Raw genomic sequence first — 20237 nt, forward strand, 5'->3', positions numbered from 1 at the left:
TTTTCGTACTTGTTGTCTTTCAATCGTTTAGGTTCGCCACGGAAAGCGGCGAAAAACGCGGTCGAGGGCGCGCCCTAATAACCTGCGCTGCGTGGTGTTTCGGAATCGCTCTCGTGTTTGCTGTAGGTCAAGGGCAAGCGACTTGCTTAGATAGTGACCCCGCCCCCGGTGGCGGCTGCTACCTGTATGACGACGATGGATACGTCCCGACCGACGAACAAATCGCCGAGATCTTTGTTTTCTGGTCGCTTATATTCGGTGTCCCTGCGCTATTCGGGGTATTCCTATCGCGCAGTCATGCGCGAAATCCTTGGGGTAAGCCGGAAGAAGAGCACAAGGTCGTAGGCGGAGCTTCCTAAAATATTCAAACCCTCGAAAGACATGCCTGCCGCATTCAAGTTTTCGTCGGATAACGAGCGTTAACCGTCGCCTACACTTAACGTGAAAACAGCCTTCTTTTTTGGCGAGGCGCAAACGGCTACGTACCGCATCGAGACAGTCTACGACTCCGAGGCGGTACCCATTCTATGCCGAGGGCCTATTATCCCGACGACGCCGCAAAGCCGTTCGCCCGCACCAAGCCGATATTCGCATCGCACGAGGACGCCGGCAGGTGGGCGCTCGAAGGGTTCAAGGAAATGTTCGCAGACCTGCCGATCACAGCGCGGGATCGGGTCCGCTAGACCACATCTGAGCAGATCAAGCGGCTAGGTGTGTTTGCTCCATAATAGCGGAGAACTCCGCCATTATGGAGCAAACACACCTAGCTCTAAGGTGACTAAATCGTTGTTCTATCTATGTTCTTCCGCATGGAAGCTAGACCAGAACGCCCAAACACCATCGCCGGCCTGATCGACAAACGGGCCGAACTCGCCGCCCTGCTGAAATTCCACCGGGCCGAACTCCGCAAAATCATCTGCGACCTCGACCACGTCGATGCGACGATCCGGCTGTTCGACCCGGACGCCGACACCAGCCGAGTAAAGCGGTATCCGACAAAGCACCGCGCCCAGAAGGGCGAGATGATACGGTTCGTGCTGGTGGCGCTGAAACGAGCCAGCTCGCCCCTCACGTCGCTGGAGATCACCCAGGCGCAGATCAAGACGCGAGGGCTGAAGGCGGACGACCAGACCACCGTCCTGATGCGGAAGAGGGTCGGAGCCTGTCTCACCGCGATGAAAGCAAAGGGACTCGCGCGCTCGGTCACCACGGACGGTCCCTACAAAGGCTGGGAGCTGGTCCGATGAACCGCCCCCGGAACGAGCCGTTGCGCTTCACGCGCGGGCGCCGACTGTATCAGATCGTCCGGTCCTACCTGGGCGACGACGGCTACCTGGGGATATGCGACGGTCGGGTAGTCGCGCGAGGCGTAGACCGCGTCGAGGTAGCGAGAGTGCTCATTGCGCAAACTACTGGTGCTGCTTAGTCGACTCGGCGGCGATCAGATCGTCGCGTGCCTTTCTCACCTTTAGAACCATACTAATAAGTAAATTGTCCTGATCTCGCTCCAAGGATTTAGAAACAGAATGTCTATCATCCACTGACGTCATATAGGCGGCAGTCTCGTTTTTCCAAATTTCAAATTCGATCGCGCAGTTACTTTGGATTGCGCGCGCGATGGTTGCTGCATCTGACCGGAAATCATCCAGGCGAAGGGCCGCATCCAAGGTGCAATCTGAATACGTTGTGAGAGCGTCCCGTTGCGGTGGTTTGTCACTCGCCAGTGCGGAGCTGGTCACACTGAGTGAAACGGTCAGGATTGGGCCGAGAAGGGCAAAGTGCTTCATAAGCTTCTCCACGCGCATAGCCGGATTAGCGTAGAAGCTCAGGGTGAAGATGCGGTGCATTCGAGACGCGAAGACGCTCGCATGGTGTGGCCGGTGCTTGTTTAATCGCCGGTGCCGATCACCGAGATGCCCACTGCGTAGGAGCGCACTGATCCCGGCTTAACGACCGTGCTTCTTGCAGGTGGCGCTGCCATGCTGGTCCTTACAAACGATGTCCCAGATTTCGTTCTGCACTCCGATAATCGGAATCGAATAGTTCGGATGCGGCTCCTCATATAATCCGAGGTGGCAGCCTTGGCGTCGCCAGGCGGACTCGGTCAGCGTTCCAGGTCCCCGCGTCCTCGATACTGATATTTTGTCTCCGAAGCAGGTCGATCCCACATCCACGTTTGAGGTGTGTTCTGGATCGATCGCATCTCCCGTTGGGTGACGGCGGGGATTCCGGCTAGAACCGGCGACGCCGTGCCTGAAGGGGCGATTGCGATCCTGAACTGATGCAGTTCGCCCCCGAACCTAACCTCGACATCGATCGCGTCGACTGAGCCCGGCGGGACCGATATCTGGTCCGCGAATATCGCCCCGCCATAGGCGGTGCCGGGATCGATCGTGGTGGTTTGAAGCACTGTCCGACCATGCTCCCGGACAGTTCCGAAGAGTTTGGCTTCAATGTAGGCGGTGGAAGCCGCGAGATCGCCCGTCGCACGCCGATAGGCGATGGCGGTACGGTTGAGGCGGCCCTCGTTCTCCTGGTAAGCCAGCAATCCCTCGATGCCGGCACTCACCCAGGCGGCAGTGATCTCGCGTTCGGCTTCGATCCTCGCCTCCTGCCGGAGATAGTCGAAATCCTGCACCGGGAGGTAGTCGCCACTGCGCAGCCGGATACGGATATCCTCGGTTCCGAAATTGACCGGACGCCCCGACGTGTTGAATGCCGCGACACTGAAACGGAGCTTATTGGTCGAGTTGTAACGGATCGGGAGCAGCACCACGGACCCGAATTCTCCGGTCGACACCATCGCGGCGTTGCCACGAGCGAAACGGACGCCGACGTCATGTTCGGCGATGGGAACCATTTTGTATTCCGGGGTGGAGGCACATCCCGCGAGGATTGTGGCACTTCCCAGGAGCGCTGCGAATGCGGCCCAACGCGATAGGTTGGCGGCTGTTCTTCCGGTGTCCCCGCACGGCCTGAAGACGACCTGATCAGACATTTTCAGCCCCTCGTGCAATGGGGCCTATTTTGCCTATAAAGGTTAACAAAATAGGCAGAATGGCTCCTAGAGCTATTCTGCTTGTCGCCGCCTCATGCCCTCATGGAGTGGGAGGCGGTCGTTGGGGCGAACATTCGCCGCCTGCGGAAGGCGAAGGGCCTGACGCAGGAGCAACTTGCTCATGAGGCCGGGGTGGCGATGCGATATGTCGCCGGCGTCGAGCGCGGCGAAGAGAACCCGTCCCTCAAATTCCTGGTGAAGATGGCAGAGGCGCTGGAGACGGAGCCGGCGGCGTTACTGACACGCGACATGCTTGGCGAGCCTTAGCGGCTCGGTGACAGACAGGCCGATAATCTCCAGATCGTGCCCTGAATGCAGGGCTGTCTACGAGGTGACCGCGGTTAAGGTCATAATCGGCGACAAGGCAATTATGAATGCGGCTGCGGTCATGTGATGGATAGCTGGAGGGGCTCAGATTTCCCGACGTATCGCCTGATTCAGCCAGGAAAGTCTCGCGATGGCCAAGGAGCCCAGAGACCGCGAAGCGCACGCACGGGTGCGTCGCGCCAAACCAAATCTTCGAGCAAAAAAAAGGGAGGCCGAAGCCTCCCTTTCGAATTGCGACCACCCGCTTCATGGCCTTCCCGATACTCTCCCCTTAAGGGTACGACCTCGGGATAGGTGCTAGCGCGGACCTGCAAGGTTTTGGCCCTGCCTCATATTTAACGACCCTGAGGTTGATACAAGGTCGCGGATTGCTCCGATTTAATAGATATTTATAGATGGTGAGGGGGTGGGTTGTCAAGATGAACTTCGGCCCGCCCATCACACCCCGCTCAGGAAAAAGATCGCCGAGACCCGTGCGCCGAGCTGATTTTGCACGATTTCCCGCACCGAGGCCAGCGACGTCCCCGTCGCGAACACGTCATCGACGACCAGGATGCGCTTGCCCGCAACGTCGGGCGGGTCCCCGTCCGGAACAAAGGGGGGGAAGTGCTGCCTCAGGGCGACCTCCACGTCCTTGGCCTGATAGGTCGCGGCCGGGTCCATTCTTTGCCAAGCGTGCAGTTGCGATTTGAACGCCCCTTTCGCGCTCTCGCGGACTTTAGGCGGGTTGGCTCCGATGTCCGCCAACAATTCCCCGACAGTGCGTTTGCGCAGAAAGGAGGAATCCAGGATCGGCGCGCCGGACACGGCCGAAACCTCGGCGGCGAACTGCGTGCAGAAGGGCGAGGACGAGGGCATGGGCAGGCAATAGTCGAAACCCTCAAGACTGTTGGGGATGCTTGCCAGAATGGTCCGGGCGCGCGCCATAAGCCGCCCCTTCCAAAACTCCGTGATCGAAAAGCCCCTTCTGCCCTTTAGGGCATGGATCAATGGGTTGCCGTCATCTCGGCGGCTTCCCTTCTGGTTCCGGCTGAACACGTGGACGAGCGTGATGCCTTTGAACTTTCCGAAGATCGGATTGCCGGCGACCGAGGTGTCCACGCCGATTTCATGCTGGTCATTGATCGTCACGACCTTTGCCGCTGACACCTCAATGCCCATCTCGACCTGCGCCCCAAGTTGGTTCCAAGAGCCCAAGTTCAAGAGCGCCACTGGAATCTCAACCTGCCTGCCGACCTCCTACCTTCCGGTTATCAGCGCCCCACGCCCGTCACCGTGTTCGGGCGCTCACTCGTAAGCGTCCTTGCGGCGTCCTTGGCCCTAATGGTGTCGCCCGCCCTCGCCGACCCCTGCCACGCGATCCCCGATAGTGGGCCGGTGCCCTCCTACCTGCATCGCGGCGCGACCTTCACCGGACCTGTCACCTACGTCGGCGACGGCGACAGTCTATGCGTGGCGGTCGGGCTTTCGCCGCACGACTGGGTCGAAGTGCGCGTGGCGGACTTCTACGCTCCGGAACTACACGCCCCCGGCGGTGCCCAGGCAAAGGCCGCGCTTGAGCGGATCGCGATGGGGAAGACGGCTACCTGCGTGGCGGGAAAGCGGAGCTACGACCGGGTGGTGGCGCGCTGCACGATTGGCGGGGTGTCGATCGGAGAACGGATGCGGCGGGCGGGTGTCATCGAGGGCGGGAACGGGCATTAGCCCGCTAATCGAATGGATACACCTGCAACCAGATGCACCGGCGGCGGCCGGCAAGAAAGAGCTTTAGGTAGAGCTTGACTTGGCGCCCCTCGATCTCGCGCGTTATCGGGAACCAACGCTGGTAGCGAAATGTCAGGGTAGCGCGCCCATGGGACGGTATCGTGATGTCGCAACGTCCATCCTCGGGCAACTCCTGGAATCTATCGAGCACCGTCCAGCAGTAGTGACGCCGTGCCCATGTAAGTTCCCAATAGTTGACTAGCGCTGGCGTCGTCCCTGTATTGCATATAACTATCGTATTGGCTCCATCAGACGAGGAGCTGAAGCTACTGTCGGCTTCGAGACGCGGGCGGTTTCCGATTACTTCGTAGATTCTAATCCCGGCTAGGGTAGTTGCGACAACCGCTCCCCAGCCAGCAACGAAATCCGACACCTGCAATCCAGTCGCCCCCATTGGACCAAAGCCGGCTACGGCTTGAGCCCCACCGTAGTCGAGCTCGCAGGCTTAGCTAATCAGACCCTTGTGAGCCCTTCGCGACTGCCGCGACGTCAAACCTCTGCCTGAGTGATGTCCAGTTCCCTGACACCTATCGCCTTGAGGCACTGAAGGAAGAAGACGGCTGAGAACCGCCCACGGGCGATCTTGTTCCTGAGGTTCCGCTCGTTCTCCTCCACCCCAATCGCCGCCAACGCCTCGTTCAGTTTGGCGTAGCTCATTCGACGTCGGGCCATCTCGGTTCGGATGATCGTCATGGCGCTGTACTCCCAGCCGGTCATCGTGTTGGCGTCGTGATCCACCGGCATCAGCGCTCCATCTGTCATGCCTTAGCATCATATACGATGCGTTTGCGCTTGCAATGACGCCGTCCTTCGTGCAGAAGCATCAAATATGATGCGTAAGCACGGAAGGATGGTTTGAAGCAGCACTTTCTCCTGAGCGCCAAAGCGCGGTCGCTAAGCCTCCTGGAGGTCGCTCGCATGAGCGAGCCCGAGGCCTACGCCGCGTTCAAGGCGGTCCGCTTTGCGGACAACGGGGGGAAGCCGGTCTGCCCCAGTCCCGGTTGTGGCTGCACCGCCGTCTATGAGTACCGCGCTCCTCGCAAACTCTTCAAGTGCAAGGCCTGTGAGAAGCAGTTCACCGCCACTTCGCGTACGATCTTCGCCAGCCGGAAGATGTACTACCAAGACATCCTGTCGGCGATCTGTATTTTTGTGAATGGGGTGAACGGGGTTGCTGCACTCCGATTGGCGCGAGAGATCAACTGTAGCTACAAGACGGCGTTCGTCATGGCGCACAAACTGCGCGAGGTGTTCGGCGCGATGGCGACAGCCGAGATGCTTACTGGCGTCGTGGAGATCGACGGCGCCTGGGTTGGCGGCAAGATCAAGATGGGTAACATCGGCAACAAGGGTCAACGCGATCGCCAGCCGAGGAACGGCAAACGGCGGAGCGTCGTGAGCATGCGTGAACGCGGGCGCGGTGGCCGAAGCTTGTCCTTCGTGTTCATGGACGAGAGCGAAGCCCTGGATACGATCCTGAAGCGTGTGCATCCTAGCGCCACCGTCGTGACCGACGAGGGCTCGCATTGGAACATCCTAAGCGCCTACTTCGACCAAGCTGAACCCGTCAACCACAGTAAGGAATGGTCCAAACGGAACGGTGTCCACACGAATAACGTGGAGAGCCTGAACTCGCGCTTGCGCCGCAACGAGCGCGGTGTTCACCACCATATCTCGGGACGCTACCTACAGGCATATGCGACCGAGGTGACATGGCGGGAGGACTTTCGCCGGACCAGCAACGGCGACCAGTTCGCGATGGTCCTCGGTGCCGCCGCTAAGCAGCCGATCTCACGCGACTGGAAGGGCTACTGGCAGAGACGGGGTCCACGTCCACCGAAGATCGTTCGGGCGTGGAAGCCAAGACCAAAGACCATCGTTTCGGATTTTCGCCCTCGACTCTAACCCTGCCGGCCTTCAGGCGTCGGTTCAGACCGCTGTCGATTGCTTTAACGATCTTGGTGATTTCCCGACTACTCGGCGACTTCATGCCCAACTGATCGGCTACGATCAGCGCTATCTCACGCTCCGACATTGGTCGCCGCTGGACGCGCATGATCGCCAGAACACGGCGAGAGATGGTGCCCACCGCGCGCGATGGACCGCGAGGCGCGATCGGCTTTACTTGTTCGCCCTCCCACGAGGGCTCGTATTCGCGAATTGCACCTTCGAGCTGATCCATTCTGCGTTTTAGCAAGCGCTTCTCCGACTCGATCTCGACCCACTTCGCAAGAATCGCTCGGACCCCGAAGATGGGTTCCACGGTGCGCTCAACCTCGTTGAACTTCCCTCGCAGGATGGCGTACTGCCGTTCAAGCGGTCGAATAATTCGCTTCCTATCAGCCATACAGGACGATGCCGTCAGAGGGGCTAAGGCCGCCTGAACGGACATGCTTACCCAAGGCTTAGGTGCGTTTGCTCCATAATGGCGGAGAACTCCGGCAGCTCGTCCAGGAACAGCACCCCGTTGTGGGCCAGCGACACCTCGCCCGGCTTGGCCTTCAACCCGCCGCCGGTCAGGGCGGCCATGCTGGCGGAGTGGTGGGGCGCGCGGAACGGCCGGGCGCGGGTCAGCTCGCCCTTGGCGATCAGGCCGGCCACCGAATGCACCATGGAGGTGGCCAGCAGCTCCTCCGGCGTCAGCGGCGGCAAGAGGCCCGGCAGCCGCGCGGCCATCATCGACTTGCCGGAGCCGGGCGGCCCCAGGAAGCAGAGGTTGTGGCCGCCGGCCGCGGCGATCTCCAGGGCCCGCTTGGCGTTCTCCTGGCCCTTGACCTCGCGCAGGTCGGGCGTGCGCGCCCCCTCCACCAGCGGCCCGGGCCGGGGCGGCGACAGCAGCTGGGTCCCGCGGAAATGGTTGATCAGCGCCACCAGCGAGGGGGCGGCCAGCAGGCGCACCTCCCCCGCCCAGGCCGCCTCCGCGCCGCTGGCCTCCGGGCAGATCAGGCCGAGGCCGAAGCTGGCCGCCGCCACCGCCGCGGGCAGCACGCCGGCCACGCCGGCGATCCGTCCGTCCAAGGACAATTCACCCACCGCCGCCCAGCCCGCCAGGGCGTCGGGCGGCACGACCCCCATCGACGCCATCACCGCCAGCGCGATCGGCAGGTCGTAGTGGCTGCCCTCCTTGGGCAGGTCGGCGGGGGCCAGGTTGCAGATGATCCGCCGCGCCGGCATCGCCAGGCCGAGCCCGGCGAACGCCGCCCGCACCCGCTCGCGGCTTTCGGCGACCGCCTTGTCGCCCAGGCCCACCAGCATGAACTTGGCCTCGCCGCCGGTGAGCTGGACCTCCACGTCCACGCGGCGCGCGTCCACCCCCTGAAACGCCACGGTGACGACCCGTGCGGCCATCAAACGCCCCCAATCCGTGATCCCGACTTATCCACAAGGGCAACACAGGCCGCGGTTCGGATCAAGAACAAAAAAGGAACTTTTGGGGTAAATGATACGAATCCGTCATCTGCCGCCATAAGTTCGGACGAGGCGCTAACGTGCGGCGCGAAGTGTTTCGATCCGTGTCCAGAGGATGTCGGCGGCGTCGATTCCGGTAAACCTTTTAAGCTGCTGGGCGCCGGTGGGCGAGGTGACGTTGATCTCGGTCAGGTAATCTCCGATCACATCGACGCCCACGAACAGCAGGCCCCGCCGCTTCAGCTCAGGGCCGATGATCGCGCAGATCTCCTGGTCGCGGGCGGTCAGCTCCACGGCCTCGGCCCGCCCGCCGACCCGCAGGTTGGAGCGCACCTGGCCGGCGGCGGGCACCCGGTTGATCGCGCCCACCGGCTCGCCGTCCACCAGCAGGATGCGCTTGTCGCCCTTGGAGACCGCCGGGATGAACTTCTGGGCGATCACCGGCTCGCGCCCGATCAGGGCGTGCAGCTCCAGCAGCGCGTCGAGGTTGGAGTCGTCCGCCGCCAGCCGCACCACGCCGGAGCCGCCGCCGCCGTAGAGCGGCTTCAGCACCATGTCGCCGTGGCGGGCGCGGAAGTCATGGATGGCTTCGGCGTCGCTGGTCACCAGGGTCGGCGGCTGCACGCCCGGAAAGCCGGTGACGAACAGCTTCTCCGGCGCGCTGCGCACCTCGGCCGGATTGTTCACCACCAGGGTCTTCGGGTGGATCGCCTCCAGGAAATGGGTGGTGGTGATGTAGGCCATGTCGAACGGCGGGTCCTGGCGCAGCAGCACCACGTCCATCTCCGACAGGTCCTTGCGCGCCCAGGGGCCGAAGTCAGCGTGCGCGCCCTTCTCGGCCTTCACCCGCACCGGCCGCCCGCGGGCGCTCACCCGGCCGTCCTCCAGCGCCAGCTTGTCGGGCGTGTAGACCCACAGCTGATGGCCGCGCGCCTGGGCCGTCAGCATCATCAGGAAGGTGGTGTCGGCCTCGACGTTCACCGCCTCCAGCGGGTCCATCTGGACGGCGACCTGCAGCGGCATGGCGGACTCCTCGGAGGCGGACGGCTGACATAGGCGCGGGCGCGGCGAAGCGCCAGCGTTCAGCTCCAGCGGGCGCGGGCCGCCTCGAGCACCGGGCTGAGCTTCAGGGCGCTGATCAGCCGCAGTCCGCCCCTCCAGCCCGCCGGCGCCATGCCGATGATCCCCTGCAGGAGCTGCAGGCTCACCAGCCGGCCCTGGTGCTCGAACCACAGAGTGCCGCGGACGCCGTGGAAGTTCGCCAGTTCGCCCCAGGGCCAGCTGCGGCTGCGGAACCACTCGTCGAAGCGCAGGCCGCTACGGTCGATGGTCAGCTGCGACGGCGAGATCACCTGGGCCAGGCCGACCGCGGCGAACAGCCCGAACAGGATTGTGACGGCGGCGCCGAACCACCAGGCCTGGCCTCGCCACAGCGTCATGCCGACGGCGGCGACCAATGCGGCCGCCAGGGTCATGAGCGCCGTCTGCCAGCGCCGCTGCACCAGCACGACCGGCGCCCGGTCGAGGTCCACCCCGTCGAGCATCAGTTCAGCTTCAGGCGCATCCGCTCGCGCTGGGCCCGCGCGGCCAGCGCGGCGCCGCCGTCCAGCGCCGAGGCCTTGGCCAGGGCCTCCAGCGCCCCGGCCAGCGCGCCCTGGCCCTCGCGGGCGGCGGCCACGTCCAGCCAGGGGTGGTGGTCGCCGGGGTTGATCAGCGCCCGGCGCAGGGCGGCGCGTTCGGCCCGGCCATAGGCGCGCACGTTCTGGGCGCGGGCGAAGATGTTGTTCTGCAGGCGGATCAGCACCGCCCGGTCGCTGACCGGCGCCATCAGCCGGTCCAGCCGGTCGGCCACGTCGGGGGTCAGGCCGGCGTGCAGCGCCCGCCGGGTCAGTTCCGACGGCAGCACCACCCGGCCCTGGCTGAACGGGTCCAGCGCCAGCGGCCCCTCGTCGGTCTCGATCCGCAGCAGGAAGTGGCCGGGGAAATCGACGCCCCGCACCGTCAGGCCGCACTTGCGCGCCACGTGCAGGTAATAGACCCCCAGCGCCACCGGCAGGCCCTTGCGCCGCTCGGCCACGGCGATGATGTCGGCGTTGTCGGGGTGCTCGTAGGTGAACAGGTCGCCGGCCAGGCTGAGGTCGCCGGCCATCGCCTCGGCCAGGGCCTCCTCCGCCGATTCCCCCTTCAGCCGCTCGGTCAGGCGCTCGACGCCCGCCGCGCCCAGGTCGTGCGCCAGCAGCGGATCGCGCGTCGGGTCCTCGTGCATCGAGCAGGCCACCGCCGCCTCCAGCAGGGGGAAGGCGTCGTCGTCGGCCTTGCCGGCCTCGATCAGGATATGTTCCGCCTCCTCGCGGGTCATGCCGGTCTCTGCCTACGCCTCACGCGCCGTTCCACGCGTCCGGACTATGCCGGGGAAGCCTCCCCGGCGCGAGCGCGATCAGGTCCAGGCGTATGGCGGCGTCCTGCAATCCCGGCCTGCGCGCCGCAAGCGTGGCCCCGGCGCGGCGCAGGCGGTCGCGCTGGTCCTGGGTCACGGTCTCCAGCGCGATGGCCAGGGAGACCCGCCGCTTCACCTCCACCACCGCCAGCACCCGGCCGCGCAGGGCCAGCAGGTCGATCTCCGCCTGCGGGGTCTTCAGCCGGAAACCCAGGATGCGGTAGCCCTTGGCCATCAGCCAGATCGCCGCCCACACCTCCGCCCGGCGTCCGTCGCGGCGCGCGGCGGTCCCGCGGGCGCGGCGGGCCTCCAGGCTCACCGCCCGGCCCCCTTCAGGTCCATCGCCCGCCGGTAGAGGTCGCGCCGTGGCAGGCCCAGCGCCTTGGCCACCTCCGAAGCCGCCTCGCCGGGCGCCAGCCGGGTCAGCGCGTCGGCCAGGGCCCGGTCGGCGTCGGCGGCGGTGGCGGCGGCCTCGCGGCCCGGTCCCACCAGCACTACGATCTCGCCCCTGGGCGCGGCGAACTGCCGGTCGGCGGCCAGCACGTCGAGGGTCCCGCGGGTCACTGTCTCATAGAGCTTGGTCAGCTCCCGTCCCACCGCCGCCTCGCGCGGCCCCAGCACCTGCGCCATGTCGGCCAGGCTGGCCGCCAGCCGCGAGCCGCCCTCATAGAACACCAGCGTGGCGCGGATCCCGGCCAGCTCGGCGAGAAACGCCCGCCGCGCCGCCGGCTTGGGCGGCGGGAAGCCGGCGAACAGGAACCGGTCGGTGGGCAGGCCCGCGGCCGACAGCCCCGCCAGCAGGGCCGAGGCCCCGGGGATCGGATAGACCGTCGACCCCTGCGCCCAGGCCTCGCGCACCAGCTTGTAGCCGGGGTCGGAGATCAGCGGCGTGCCGGCGTCGGAGACCAGCGCCACCCGCCCGCCCTCGGCCAGCACGGCCAGCGCCTTTGGCCGGGTCCGCTCGGCCGCGTGCTCGTCGTAGCGCTCCATCCGCGCCGAGATTGCGAAGGCGGAGAGCAGCTTGCCGGTCACCCGGGTGTCCTCCGCCAGCACCAGGTCGGCGGCGTGCAGCACGTCCAAGGCCCGCAGGGTGATGTCGCGCAGGTTGCCGATCGGCGTCGCCACCACATAGAGCCCCGGCGCCAGGGGCGCGTCGGACAACGGCGGCGGGGGGACGGGATGGGCCATGGCCGGAGGGTTCGCCGCTCACGCAGCCGATGGCAAGGGGGCTCGCCTGACCGGGCCAGTGTTCGGGCTGATTCGCGGTATCTAAACCCGCTCATCCCGGCGAAGCCGGGACCCAGATTCAGCCTGAGCGTTTGGTGGGTTTCACCTGGGCCCCGGCCTTCGCCGGGGTGAGCGGAGTTGGGGTCCGCCTTGCGCGAACCGGTTCAGCCGCACGCCGCCAGGTCGCCGGTCAGGCGGTCGAGCACCAGGCGGCCTGCGCGGGTCGCCCGCAGCCTTGCGGGATCGTCCGCCACCAGGCCCAGGTCGCGCAGCGCCCGCACCTTCGGATGCTCCGCGGTCAGTCCGAGGGCGGCCAGCTCCGAGAACGCCGCGCCCGCGTCGATCCGCAGGCCCATCAGCAGCCGCTCCTGCGCCGCTTCCACCGCGCTCAGCGCCTCCCGTTCGACGAGGCCTGTCCCCGCCGCCCGCACCCGGTCGATGTAGTCGGGGGGCGCGGCGGCGGCGCGGGTGGCGTGGCGCACGCCGCCCTGGGTCAGCCGTCCGTGCGCCCCGGGACCTGCGCCCACATAGTCCCAGCCGTTCCAGTAGACGAGGTTGTGCCGCGAGCGCGCCCCCGGCCCCCGGGCGTGGTTGGAGACCTCGTAGGCGTCGAACCCCGCCGCCTCCAGCACCGCCTGCGTGGCGTCGAACAGGTCCGCAGCCAGGTCCTCTCCCGGCGGGACCAGCGCGCCGCGCCGCACCGCCCGGTCGAAGGCCGTGCCGGCCTCGATGGTCAGCTGGTAGGGCGAGACATGCTCCGGCCCCAGCGCCAGCGCTTCGCCCAGTTCCTCGCGCCACGCCGCCGCGGTCTGGCCGGGCCGGGCGTAGATCAGGTCGAGGGACAGCCGCGGAAACGCCGCCCGCGCCGCCGCCGCCGCCCGCCGCCCCGCCGCCGCGTCGTGGTTGCGGCCCAGCGCCGCCAGCGCCGCGTCGTCCAGAGACTGCAGGCCCAGGGAAAGCCGGCCCACCCCCGCCGCGGCGAAGGCCGCGAACCGGCCCGCCTCCGCGTCGGTGGGATTGGCCTCCAGGCTCACCTCCAGGTCGGCGGCGGGCGCCCACAGCGCCTTGGCCCGGGCGATGATCCGCCCCGCCGCCTCCGGGTCCATCAGCGAGGGCGTGCCGCCGCCCAGGAACACCGAGGCCAGGGTCCTGGGCCCGGTCAGCGCGGCCTGCGCCGCCAGGTCGTCCAGGATCGCCTCCACCAGCAGGGCCTGCTCGGCCTGCCCCCGGTCGCGGCGGACGTTGAAGTCGCAGTAGGGGCAGATCCGCGCGCAGTAGGGCCAGTGGACGTAGACCCCCAGCGGCGCGGGAACGGTCAAAACAGCGCGGCCTTGAGCTTTGCGAAGGCCCGCGCCCGGTGGCTCATGGCGTCCTTGGCCGCGGGCTCCATCTCCCCGAAGGTCAGGGCGCCGCCGTCCGGGGTGAAGATCGGGTCGTAGCCGAAGCCGCGGTCGCCGCGCGGCGGGAACGTCAGGCGCCCGTCCACCCGGCCCTCCACCACCACCGCCGGCCCGTCCGGCCAGGCGACCGCCAGCGCGCAGGTGAACCAGCAGGCGTCCTCCAGCCGCCGTCCGGCCTCGGCGATCCGCTCCTCCACGTGGCGCATGGCCAGGGCGAAGTCCTTGCCCGGCCCGGCCCACCGCGCCGAGAAGATCCCCGGCGCCCCGTCCAGCGCGGCGGCGGACAGGCCCGAATCGTCGGCCAGGGCGACCAGGCCGCCGGCCTCGGCGGCGGCGCGGGCCTTCAGGAGCGCATTGCCGGCGAATGTGGTCTCGGTTTCTTCCGGCTCCGGCAGGCCCAGCTCGCCAGCGGAGACCACTTCGAAACGGTTCTCCAGGATCTGCGCCAGCTCGCGCACCTTGCCGGCGTTGTGCGTCGCCAGCACCAGGCGCTGGCCGGGGTCGAGCTTCAGGGCCATGAGCGTCCGCCTTTGTCCGGCGGCCTAGATAGGCCGCGCGCGCGGGGCCGGCAATTCGCGACGCGGCCCGTCGCCGTCGCGGGGGCGATCCACTAAGCTCGCGCCAGGAGGGCCACCGACATGCGCGCCTTGGGTCCGAGCTCGATTTCCAGCTTCCTGAAGATCGTCCTGGACGTGGTGTACGTGGCGTTGTGGGGCGGGGTCGCGGGCCTGCTCGTGCTGGTCGTGGCGGCCCTGCTGCTGTCCTTCAACCCGGCGCTGCTGGCCCGGCTCGCCGGCGGCGAGGCCGCGGCGGAGATCCTGCTCCGCGGGCCCGTGCTGGCCGGGGGCCTGCTGGCCGCCGGCCTGTCCATGACCGCGGTGCTGGTCATCGTCGACCGGCTGCGGCGGATCTTCGTGACCCTGATGGCCGGCGACCCCTTCCACCCGGACAACGTCCGCCGCCTGCGCATCATCGGCCTGATGCTCGCCGGGCTGGAGCTGATGCGCTACCTGGTCTGGGGGCTGGGCGCGCGGCTGCCGGGCGTGGACAAGGTCGAGCCCCGCCTCAGCCTCACCGCCTGGTTCTCGGTGCTGGTGGTGTTCGTCCTGGCCGAGGTGTTCCGCGAGGGCGCCCGCCTGCGCCGCGAAGCCGAGCTGACCATCTGACCATGCCGATCCGCCTGCGCCTCGACCAGCTGCTCCTCGACCGGCGCATGTCGCTGGCCGAGCTCGCCGACCGCACCGGGGTGACGGCCGCCAACCTCGCCATCCTCAAGGCCGGCGAGGCCCGCGCCATCCGCGTCGCCACCCTGGCCGCCCTCTGCCGCGAACTCGCCTGCCAGCCCGGCGACCTGCTGCGCTACGAGCCGGGGGAGGGGGAGTAGGGCGCAGCGGACAGCATATACACCGCTCATCCCGGCGAAGGCCGGGACCCAGATTCAGCCTGAGCGTTTGGTGGGCGGCACCCGGGCCCGGGCCTCCGCGGGGTGAGCGGATATTGGGTTAGGCCCGTTCAGCCGATCGCCGTCGCCGCCTTCTGCACCAGGCAGAGCTCGCCGATCCCCTTGCGCGCCAGGCTGAACAGGGACTCGAACTCGGCCTGGGTGAAGCCGCGCTTCTCCCCGGTCGCCTGGATCTCGACGATGTCGCCGGCCCCGGTCAGCACGAAGTTGGCGTCGGCCTCGGCGTTGGAGTCCTCCTCGTACTCCAGGTCCAGCACCGGGACGCCCTCGAACACGCCGCAGGAGATCGCCGCCACCTGGTCGAGGATCGGGTCGGTCTTGATCAGGCCTTCGTCCAGCAGGTAGCGGGTAGCCAGCCTGAGCGCGACCCAGGCGCCGGTGATCGCCGCCGTCCGCGTGCCGCCGTCGGCCTGGATCACGTCGCAATCGACGCTGATCTGCCGTTCGCCCAGGGCCTTCAGGTCGACCACGGCGCGCAGGGAGCGGCCGATCAGCCGCTGGATCTCCTGGGTGCGGCCCGATTGCTTGCCGGCCGCCGCCTCGCGCCGGCCGCGGGTGTGGGTCGCCCGCGGCAGCATGCCGTACTCGGCGGTCACCCAGCCCTGGCCGCGGCCGCGCAGGAACGAGGGCACGCCCTCCTCCAGGCTCGCGGTCACCAGCACCTTGGTGTGGCCGAAGCTCGCCAGGCACGAGCCCTCGGCATAGCGGTTGACCCCGGTCTCCAGGGTGACGAGGCGCATGGCGTCGGCGGCGCGTTCGGACGGACGCATGGGAGGCTCCAGGGCGACACGGCCTTGCGCCGCAACAGGCGGGGCTTATCCTAGATCGTCAGGGTTCCGTCCATGGGCCTGCAAACGCGCGACGCCGCCACCCTTTGTGACCACGCCCCTCTTCTCTCGCGGCCCGACCCTAGGCGAGCTCGACGAGCGCGCCCGCGACATCTTTCGTCGCATCGTCGAGACCTACCTGGAGACCGGCGAGCCGGTGGGCTCGCGCACCATCTCCCGCGCCGGGGTGCCGCTGTCGGCCGCCTCGATCCGCAACACCATGCAGGACCTGACGCACCTGGGCCTGCTGGGCGCGCCGCACGTCAGCGCCGGGCGCCTGCCGACCCACGCGGGCCTGCGGCTGTTCGTCGACGGCCTGCTGGAGGTGGGCGACGTGGCCGAGGACGAGCGCCGCTCCATCGAGGCCCGGCTGCGCGCCCACGGCCGCAACTACGAGGACGCGCTGAACGAGGCCAGCGCCATCCTGTCCGGCCTGGCCGGCGGCGCGGGCGTGGTGGTGACGCCGGTGCGCGACGGCGGCGTCAAGCATGTTGAGTTCGTGGCCCTGGCCCCCGACCGGGCGCTGGCGATCATGGTCTTCGAGGACGGCACGGTGGAGAACCGCCTGGTGCGGCTGGCCGCCGGCGTCACCCCCTCGGCCCTGCAGGAGGCGTCCAACTTCCTCAACGCCCGGATGATGGGTCGTACGGTGGTGGAGGCGCGCACCGCGTTGCGCGGCGATCTCGACCGCGCCCGCCGGGAGCTGGACGTCACCGCCGCGCGCCTGGTGGAGGACGGCATGGCCGCTTGGAGCGGCGGCGGCGAGACCGAGCGGGCCCTGATCGTCCGCGGGCGCGCCAACCTGCTGGGCGACGCCCAGGCGCTGGAAGACCTGGAACGGGTCCGCATGCTGTTCGAGGACCTGGAGCAGAAGGAGCAGCTCATCAGCCTGCTGGACGGGGTGCGCGAGGGCGAGGGGGTGCGGATCTTCATCGGCGCCGAGACGCGGCTCTTTTCACTCTCGGGTTCCGCTGTGATCGCCGCACCCTATATGACCGGAAACCAGCGGGTCCTGGGCGCCATCGGCGTGATAGGACCCGCCCGGTTGAACTACGCCCGGATCATCCCGTTGGTGGACTACACCGCCCGCGTGCTTGGCCAGGTGATGAACTCTTAGCCCAGGAAGACCATGTCCGACGATCAAACCCCGGCCGAAGAGATCGAGACGGCCGCGGCCGACGCGCCCGCCGCCGAAGCCCTGCGCGCCGAGGTCGCCAGCCTCAGGGAGCAGGTGCTGCGCTTCGCCGCCGAGGCGGAGAACACCCGCCGCCGCTCGGAGCGCGAGGCCAACGACGCCCGCGCCTACGCCATCCAGAAGTTCGCCCGCGACCTGCTGGGCGTGGCCGACAACCTCTCCCGCGCGCTGGCCGCCACGCCCGGGACCGACGACGCCGGGGTGAAGAACTTCGTGCTGGGCGTCGAGATGACCGAGAAGGAACTGCAGCAGGCCTTCGAGCGCAACGGCCTGAAGAAGATCGATCCCGCTAAGGGCGCCAAGTTCGATCCGCACCAGCACCAGGCGATGATGGAGCAGCCCTCCGACGAGGTGGCCGGCGGCGCCGTGATCCAGGCGCTGCAGCCGGGCTACGACCTGTTCGGCCGCATCGTGCGCCCGGCCATGGTGGTGGTGGCCGCCAAGGGCTCCGGCGAGACGCCCTCCGCTGAGCCCGCCGCGGCCAACCCCTACGCCGCGGGCGACGACGAGGACGCCGGCGGCTCGGTCGACCGGCGGGCCTAGGGCGGCGGCCTAGCTCGGCGTCTCCCAGGCGAGCCCACATGCGACACCCTCCCATGAAGAGCCGGGAAGGCGCTTCCAGCGGCTCCGAAAATGCTTAAAGTCGCAAGTCCCCTCCCCATCGGGGAAAGGGCGCGAAGCGGTCGCGCTCGGCATGTGGGAGGCCGGACGACAACATGAAGCTGACGATCGAGCGGACCGCGCTCCTGAAGGCGCTGGGTCACGTGCAAAGCGCGGTGGAGCGGCGGAACACCATCCCGATCCTGTCCAACGTGCTGCTCTCGGCCGAGCGCGATCGCCTGACCTTCTCGGCCACCGACCTCGACCTGGAGATCATCGACGAGGCCCTGGCCCAGGTGGACCAGCCCGGCCAGATCACCGCGCCCGCCCACACCCTCTACGAGATCGTCCGCAAGTTGCCCGAGGGCGCCGACGTCTCGCTGAGCTTCACCGGCGAGGACCCGCGGCTGACGGTCTCGGCCGGCCGCTCGCGGTTCAACCTGCCGGTGCTGCCGGCCGGCGACTTCCCGGTAATGAGCTCTGACGGCCTCTCCAGCCGCATCAGCGTGCAGGTCGCCGACCTGATGCGGCTGATGGACAAGACCCGCTTCGCCATCTCCACCGAGGAGACGCGCTACTACCTGAACGGCCTCTACCTGCACACGGTGGTGGAGAACGGCGTCTCCAAGCTGCGCGCCGTGGCCACCGACGGCCACCGCCTGGCGCTGGCGGAGATGCTTGCGCCGGAGGGGGCGGCCGGGGCGCCGGGCGTCATCGTGCCGCGCAAGACCGTCGCCGAGGCCCGCCGCCTGCTGGAGGACGCCGGCGAGCAGGTCGACCTGCAGCTCAGCGCCCAGAAGGTGCGCTTCGAGCTGGGCCACGCCGGCCTGACCTCCAAGGTCATCGACGGCAACTTCCCCGACTACGTCCGGGTGATCCCGCGCGACAACCAAAAGATCATGCTGCTGGACAACAAGCTGTTCGCCCAGGCGGTCGACCGGGTGGCCACCATCTCGGCCGAGAAGAGCCGCTCGGTGCGCATGGCCATCGAGTCCGGCCGCATGGTGCTCACCGTCCGCAACATGGAGGCCGGCCAGGCCGTCGAGGAGCTGGAGATCGACTACGACGGCGACGCCTTCGAGCTCTCCTTCAACGCCCGCTACCTGCTGGACGTCACCGACCAGATCTCCGGCGAGACCGCCGAATTCCGCTTCGGCGGCCCTAACGACCCGGCCCTGGTGCTGGATCCGCTCGACGCCGACGTGCAGTACGTGCTGATGCCGTTGCGGGTGTGATCCAGCCTGCTCCTCCGCCCGGGGAGCATGGCCTACGCCGGCCGCCTGGCCCGCATGGCCTGGGCGATCGTGCCGTCGTCCAGCCAGTCCAGTTCGCCGCCCACCGGCACGCCGCGGGCCAGCATGGTCACCGCCACGCCGGAGGCGGCCAGCCGTTCGGCCAGGTAGTGGGCGGTGGTCTGGCCGTCGACCGTGGCCGGCAGGGCCAGCACCACCTCGCGCACCGTCCCGTCCGCCGCCCGCGCCAGCAGGCCGCCGACGCGCAGCGCCTCGGGCCCGACGCCGTCCAGGGCCGACAGCAGGCCGCCCAGCACGTGGTAGCGGCCGCGGAAGGCGCTCGCCCGCTCCATAGCCCAGAGCGCGCCCACCTCCTCGACCACGCAGAGCAGGGTCGCGTCGCGGCTGGCGTCGGCGCAGACCGCGCAGGGGTCCTGGGTGTCCAGCGAGCCGCAGGCCCCGCAGGTCTTCACCCGCGCCGAGGCCTCGGCCAGCGCCGCGGCCAGCGGGTTGAGCAGCTGGTCGCGCCGCTTGAGCAGCGCCAGGGCCGCTCGCCGGGCCGACCGCGGCCCCAGGCCCGGCAGCTTGGCGAGCAGGCCGATCAGCCGTTCGATCTCGGGCCCGGCGGACGCGGCCACTAACGGCCCGCCGGGGACGAGCGGGAGAATGGGGCGGGCACGGCCAAGCTAGAACTTCAGCCCGGGGATGTTCATGCCCGCCAGCGGGCCCGCCGCCTCGCGCATCATGTCGCCCTGGGCGGCGTCGAGCTTGCGCTTGGCGTCGGCGTGGGCGGCGACGATCAGGTCGGCCAGCACCTCCCCCTCGCCGGGGGCCAGCAGGGTTTCGTCCATCAGCACGTTGGCCAGTTCGCCGGAGCCCTTCAGGGTCAGCTTGACCATGCCGCCGCCGGACGTCCCCTCCACCGTGAGCTCGGCCAGCTTGGCCTGGGCGTCGGCCAGCTTCTCCTGCATGGCCTGGGCCTGCTTCATCAGGTTGCCGAAATCCTTCATGGCGGCTCAGTCCTCGTCGTCTTCACTATCGTCGTCGGTTGCGGCCGGAACCTCTGGCTGCGGCAGGCTGCGCACGCTCGTGATCTCGGCGCCCGGAAAGGCCGCCATCACCGCACGCACGAAGGGGTCCTGGGCGACCTCGTCGCGAACCTGGCGCTCCTCGCGCTTCTGCCGTTCCCACTGGCTCTCGGCGCCGCCGCCGCCCTGGGCGATCAGCCAGGGCTGGCCGGTCCACTCCTTCAGCCGGTTGACCAGCCGCTGGGCCAGGTTGGCCGGGGCGCCGGGGGCCG

General features: G+C 67.9%; 24 protein-coding genes and 2 pseudogenes. 10 read left to right on the top strand and 16 right to left on the bottom strand.

Annotated features, from left to right (window positions below; all coding sequences use genetic code 11):
• Window positions 1–527: 527 nt before the first annotated feature.
• On the top strand, window positions 528–683 hold the full coding sequence (locus VGL30_RS06580; protein ID WP_331538058.1) for a hypothetical protein: 156 nt from the start codon (window positions 528–530) through the stop codon (window positions 681–683).
• Between the two features lie 114 nt (window positions 684–797).
• Window positions 798–1247: a hypothetical protein gene (locus VGL30_RS06585; protein WP_331538060.1), complete on the top strand. Its 450-nt coding sequence runs from the start codon at window positions 798–800 to the stop codon at window positions 1245–1247.
• 162 nt (window positions 1248–1409) lie between these two features.
• Here VGL30_RS06585 and VGL30_RS06590 read toward each other — a convergent pair whose 3' ends face one another.
• The gene (locus VGL30_RS06590) at window positions 1410–1847 is read right to left on the bottom strand and encodes a hypothetical protein (RefSeq protein WP_331538062.1); all 438 of its coding nucleotides are present in this window, start codon (window positions 1845–1847) and stop codon (window positions 1410–1412) included.
• A gap of 257 nt (window positions 1848–2104) precedes the next feature.
• On the bottom strand, window positions 2105–2860 hold the full coding sequence (locus VGL30_RS06595) for a hypothetical protein (RefSeq protein WP_331538064.1): 756 nt from the start codon (window positions 2858–2860) through the stop codon (window positions 2105–2107).
• Between the two features lie 240 nt (window positions 2861–3100).
• On the opposite strand from VGL30_RS06595, the gene VGL30_RS06600 reads away from it, so the two are divergent.
• Window positions 3101–3325: a helix-turn-helix transcriptional regulator gene (locus VGL30_RS06600; RefSeq protein WP_331538066.1), complete on the top strand. Its 225-nt coding sequence runs from the start codon at window positions 3101–3103 to the stop codon at window positions 3323–3325.
• 498 nt (window positions 3326–3823) lie between these two features.
• Here the strand turns inward: VGL30_RS06600 and VGL30_RS06605 are convergent, their stop codons facing one another.
• On the bottom strand, window positions 3824–4597 hold the full coding sequence (locus VGL30_RS06605) for a hypothetical protein (RefSeq protein WP_331538068.1): 774 nt from the start codon (window positions 4595–4597) through the stop codon (window positions 3824–3826).
• A gap of 165 nt (window positions 4598–4762) precedes the next feature.
• Here VGL30_RS06605 and VGL30_RS06610 point away from each other — a divergent pair, with 165 nt between their 5' ends.
• A complete protein-coding gene (locus VGL30_RS06610; protein WP_331538070.1) occupies window positions 4763–5089 on the top strand; it encodes a nuclease in 327 nt (108 codons plus the stop codon).
• A 549-nt stretch (window positions 5090–5638) separates the two neighbouring features.
• On the opposite strand, the gene VGL30_RS06615 is transcribed toward VGL30_RS06610, so the two are convergent.
• On the bottom strand, window positions 5639–5893 hold the full coding sequence (locus VGL30_RS06615) for a DUF6471 domain-containing protein (RefSeq protein WP_331538072.1): 255 nt from the start codon (window positions 5891–5893) through the stop codon (window positions 5639–5641).
• A gap of 111 nt (window positions 5894–6004) precedes the next feature.
• Here VGL30_RS06615 and VGL30_RS06620 point away from each other — a divergent pair, with 111 nt between their 5' ends.
• Window positions 6005–7054 (top strand): IS1595 family transposase, encoded by a 1050-nt coding sequence (locus VGL30_RS06620; RefSeq protein WP_331538074.1) that lies wholly within the window; start codon window positions 6005–6007, stop codon window positions 7052–7054.
• Between the two features lie 528 nt (window positions 7055–7582).
• On the opposite strand, the pseudogene VGL30_RS06625 reads toward VGL30_RS06620, so the two are convergent.
• The 8 genes and pseudogenes from VGL30_RS06625 to rdgB form a co-directional block, all read right to left on the bottom strand.
• Window positions 7583–8497 (bottom strand): annotated as a pseudogene (locus VGL30_RS06625) (YifB family Mg chelatase-like AAA ATPase); the annotation flags it as partial.
• 135 nt (window positions 8498–8632) lie between these two features.
• On the bottom strand, window positions 8633–9580 hold the full coding sequence (gene gshB, locus VGL30_RS06630) for a glutathione synthase (RefSeq protein ID WP_331538076.1): 948 nt from the start codon (window positions 9578–9580) through the stop codon (window positions 8633–8635).
• Between the two features lie 59 nt (window positions 9581–9639).
• Window positions 9640–10101: a PH domain-containing protein gene (locus VGL30_RS06635; protein ID WP_331538078.1), complete on the bottom strand. Its 462-nt coding sequence runs from the start codon at window positions 10099–10101 to the stop codon at window positions 9640–9642.
• Window positions 10101–10916, bottom strand: coding sequence for a transglutaminase family protein (locus tag VGL30_RS06640; protein WP_331538080.1), 816 nt, complete (start codon window positions 10914–10916; stop codon window positions 10101–10103). Before VGL30_RS06640 ends, VGL30_RS06635 begins: the two co-directional genes overlap by 1 nt.
• Before the next feature lie 19 nt (window positions 10917–10935).
• Window positions 10936–11313: a YraN family protein gene (locus tag VGL30_RS06645; RefSeq protein ID WP_331538082.1), complete on the bottom strand. Its 378-nt coding sequence runs from the start codon at window positions 11311–11313 to the stop codon at window positions 10936–10938.
• On the bottom strand, window positions 11310–12182 hold the full coding sequence (gene rsmI / locus VGL30_RS06650) for a 16S rRNA (cytidine(1402)-2'-O)-methyltransferase (protein WP_331538084.1): 873 nt from the start codon (window positions 12180–12182) through the stop codon (window positions 11310–11312). Before rsmI ends, VGL30_RS06645 begins: the two co-directional genes overlap by 4 nt.
• A 203-nt stretch (window positions 12183–12385) precedes the next feature.
• Window positions 12386–13540 (bottom strand): radical SAM family heme chaperone HemW, encoded by a 1155-nt coding sequence (gene hemW / locus VGL30_RS06655; RefSeq protein ID WP_331538086.1) that lies wholly within the window; start codon window positions 13538–13540, stop codon window positions 12386–12388.
• A complete protein-coding gene (gene rdgB, locus VGL30_RS06660; protein ID WP_331538088.1) occupies window positions 13537–14139 on the bottom strand; it encodes an RdgB/HAM1 family non-canonical purine NTP pyrophosphatase in 603 nt (200 codons plus the stop codon). Before rdgB ends, hemW begins: the two co-directional genes overlap by 4 nt.
• Before the next feature lie 120 nt (window positions 14140–14259).
• Here rdgB and VGL30_RS06665 point away from each other — a divergent pair, with 120 nt between their 5' ends.
• Window positions 14260–14787, top strand: a complete 528-nt coding sequence (locus tag VGL30_RS06665; RefSeq protein WP_331538090.1) for a DUF2975 domain-containing protein — start codon at window positions 14260–14262, stop codon at window positions 14785–14787.
• 2 nt (window positions 14788–14789) lie between these two features.
• Entirely contained in the window at window positions 14790–15005 is a 216-nt protein-coding gene (locus VGL30_RS06670; RefSeq protein ID WP_331538092.1) for a helix-turn-helix domain-containing protein, read from the top strand.
• A gap of 128 nt (window positions 15006–15133) precedes the next feature.
• Here VGL30_RS06670 and rph read toward each other — a convergent pair whose 3' ends face one another.
• Window positions 15134–15853 carry a ribonuclease PH gene (gene rph, locus VGL30_RS06675; RefSeq protein WP_331538094.1) on the bottom strand — a complete coding sequence of 240 codons (720 nt, stop codon included), beginning with the start codon at window positions 15851–15853 and terminating at the stop codon, window positions 15134–15136.
• Between the two features lie 106 nt (window positions 15854–15959).
• On the opposite strand from rph, the gene hrcA reads away from it, so the two are divergent.
• From hrcA to dnaN, 3 genes are all read left to right on the top strand, one after another.
• Window positions 15960–17027 carry a heat-inducible transcriptional repressor HrcA gene (gene hrcA / locus VGL30_RS06680; protein ID WP_331538096.1) on the top strand — a complete coding sequence of 356 codons (1068 nt, stop codon included), beginning with the start codon at window positions 15960–15962 and terminating at the stop codon, window positions 17025–17027.
• 12 nt (window positions 17028–17039) lie between these two features.
• Window positions 17040–17648 (top strand): nucleotide exchange factor GrpE, encoded by a 609-nt coding sequence (grpE, locus tag VGL30_RS06685; protein ID WP_331538098.1) that lies wholly within the window; start codon window positions 17040–17042, stop codon window positions 17646–17648.
• A gap of 173 nt (window positions 17649–17821) precedes the next feature.
• Entirely contained in the window at window positions 17822–18940 is a 1119-nt protein-coding gene (gene dnaN, locus VGL30_RS06690) for a DNA polymerase III subunit beta (protein WP_331538100.1), read from the top strand.
• Window positions 18941–18972: 32 nt separating this feature from the next.
• Here the strand turns inward: dnaN and recR are convergent, their stop codons facing one another.
• From recR to VGL30_RS06705, 3 genes and pseudogenes are all read right to left on the bottom strand, one after another.
• Complete coding sequence (recR, locus tag VGL30_RS06695) at window positions 18973–19575, bottom strand: recombination mediator RecR (protein WP_331538102.1); 603 nt, start codon at window positions 19573–19575, stop codon at window positions 18973–18975.
• A gap of 48 nt (window positions 19576–19623) precedes the next feature.
• Window positions 19624–19947: a YbaB/EbfC family nucleoid-associated protein gene (locus VGL30_RS06700; protein WP_331538104.1), complete on the bottom strand. Its 324-nt coding sequence runs from the start codon at window positions 19945–19947 to the stop codon at window positions 19624–19626.
• Between the two features lie 6 nt (window positions 19948–19953).
• A pseudogene (locus VGL30_RS06705) lies at window positions 19954–20237 on the bottom strand (DNA polymerase III subunit gamma/tau); the annotation flags it as partial.

This window comes from Phenylobacterium sp. (genome assembly GCF_036502675.1).
Taxonomy (GTDB): domain Bacteria; phylum Pseudomonadota; class Alphaproteobacteria; order Caulobacterales; family Caulobacteraceae; genus Phenylobacterium.

Bases quoted from the DNA above. Each gene is read 5' to 3' on its own strand.
- VGL30_RS06585 (WP_331538060.1), top strand. From the start codon at position 798: ATGTTCTTCCGCATGGAAGCTAGACCAGAACGCCCAAACACCATCGCC.
- gshB (WP_331538076.1), bottom strand. From the start codon at position 9,580: ATGCCGCTGCAGGTCGCCGTCCAGATGGACCCGCTGGAGGCGGTGAAC.
- VGL30_RS06600 (WP_331538066.1), top strand. From the start codon at position 3,101: ATGGAGTGGGAGGCGGTCGTTGGGGCGAACATTCGCCGCCTGCGGAAG.
- VGL30_RS06595 (WP_331538064.1), bottom strand. From the start codon at position 2,860: ATGGTTCCCATCGCCGAACATGACGTCGGCGTCCGTTTCGCTCGTGGC.
- rdgB (WP_331538088.1), bottom strand. From the start codon at position 14,139: ATGGCCCTGAAGCTCGACCCCGGCCAGCGCCTGGTGCTGGCGACGCAC.
- VGL30_RS06665 (WP_331538090.1), top strand. From the start codon at position 14,260: ATGCGCGCCTTGGGTCCGAGCTCGATTTCCAGCTTCCTGAAGATCGTC.
- rsmI (WP_331538084.1), bottom strand. From the start codon at position 12,182: ATGGCCCATCCCGTCCCCCCGCCGCCGTTGTCCGACGCGCCCCTGGCG.
- dnaN (WP_331538100.1), top strand. From the start codon at position 17,822: ATGAAGCTGACGATCGAGCGGACCGCGCTCCTGAAGGCGCTGGGTCAC.
- VGL30_RS06670 (WP_331538092.1), top strand. From the start codon at position 14,790: ATGCCGATCCGCCTGCGCCTCGACCAGCTGCTCCTCGACCGGCGCATG.
- grpE (WP_331538098.1), top strand. From the start codon at position 17,040: ATGTCCGACGATCAAACCCCGGCCGAAGAGATCGAGACGGCCGCGGCC.
- rph (WP_331538094.1), bottom strand. From the start codon at position 15,853: ATGCGTCCGTCCGAACGCGCCGCCGACGCCATGCGCCTCGTCACCCTG.
- VGL30_RS06615 (WP_331538072.1), bottom strand. From the start codon at position 5,893: ATGCCGGTGGATCACGACGCCAACACGATGACCGGCTGGGAGTACAGC.
- VGL30_RS06640 (WP_331538080.1), bottom strand. From the start codon at position 10,916: ATGACCCGCGAGGAGGCGGAACATATCCTGATCGAGGCCGGCAAGGCC.
- VGL30_RS06635 (WP_331538078.1), bottom strand. From the start codon at position 10,101: ATGCTCGACGGGGTGGACCTCGACCGGGCGCCGGTCGTGCTGGTGCAG.
- VGL30_RS06700 (WP_331538104.1), bottom strand. From the start codon at position 19,947: ATGAAGGATTTCGGCAACCTGATGAAGCAGGCCCAGGCCATGCAGGAG.
- VGL30_RS06580 (WP_331538058.1), top strand. From the start codon at position 528: ATGCCGAGGGCCTATTATCCCGACGACGCCGCAAAGCCGTTCGCCCGC.
- VGL30_RS06590 (WP_331538062.1), bottom strand. From the start codon at position 1,847: ATGCACCGCATCTTCACCCTGAGCTTCTACGCTAATCCGGCTATGCGC.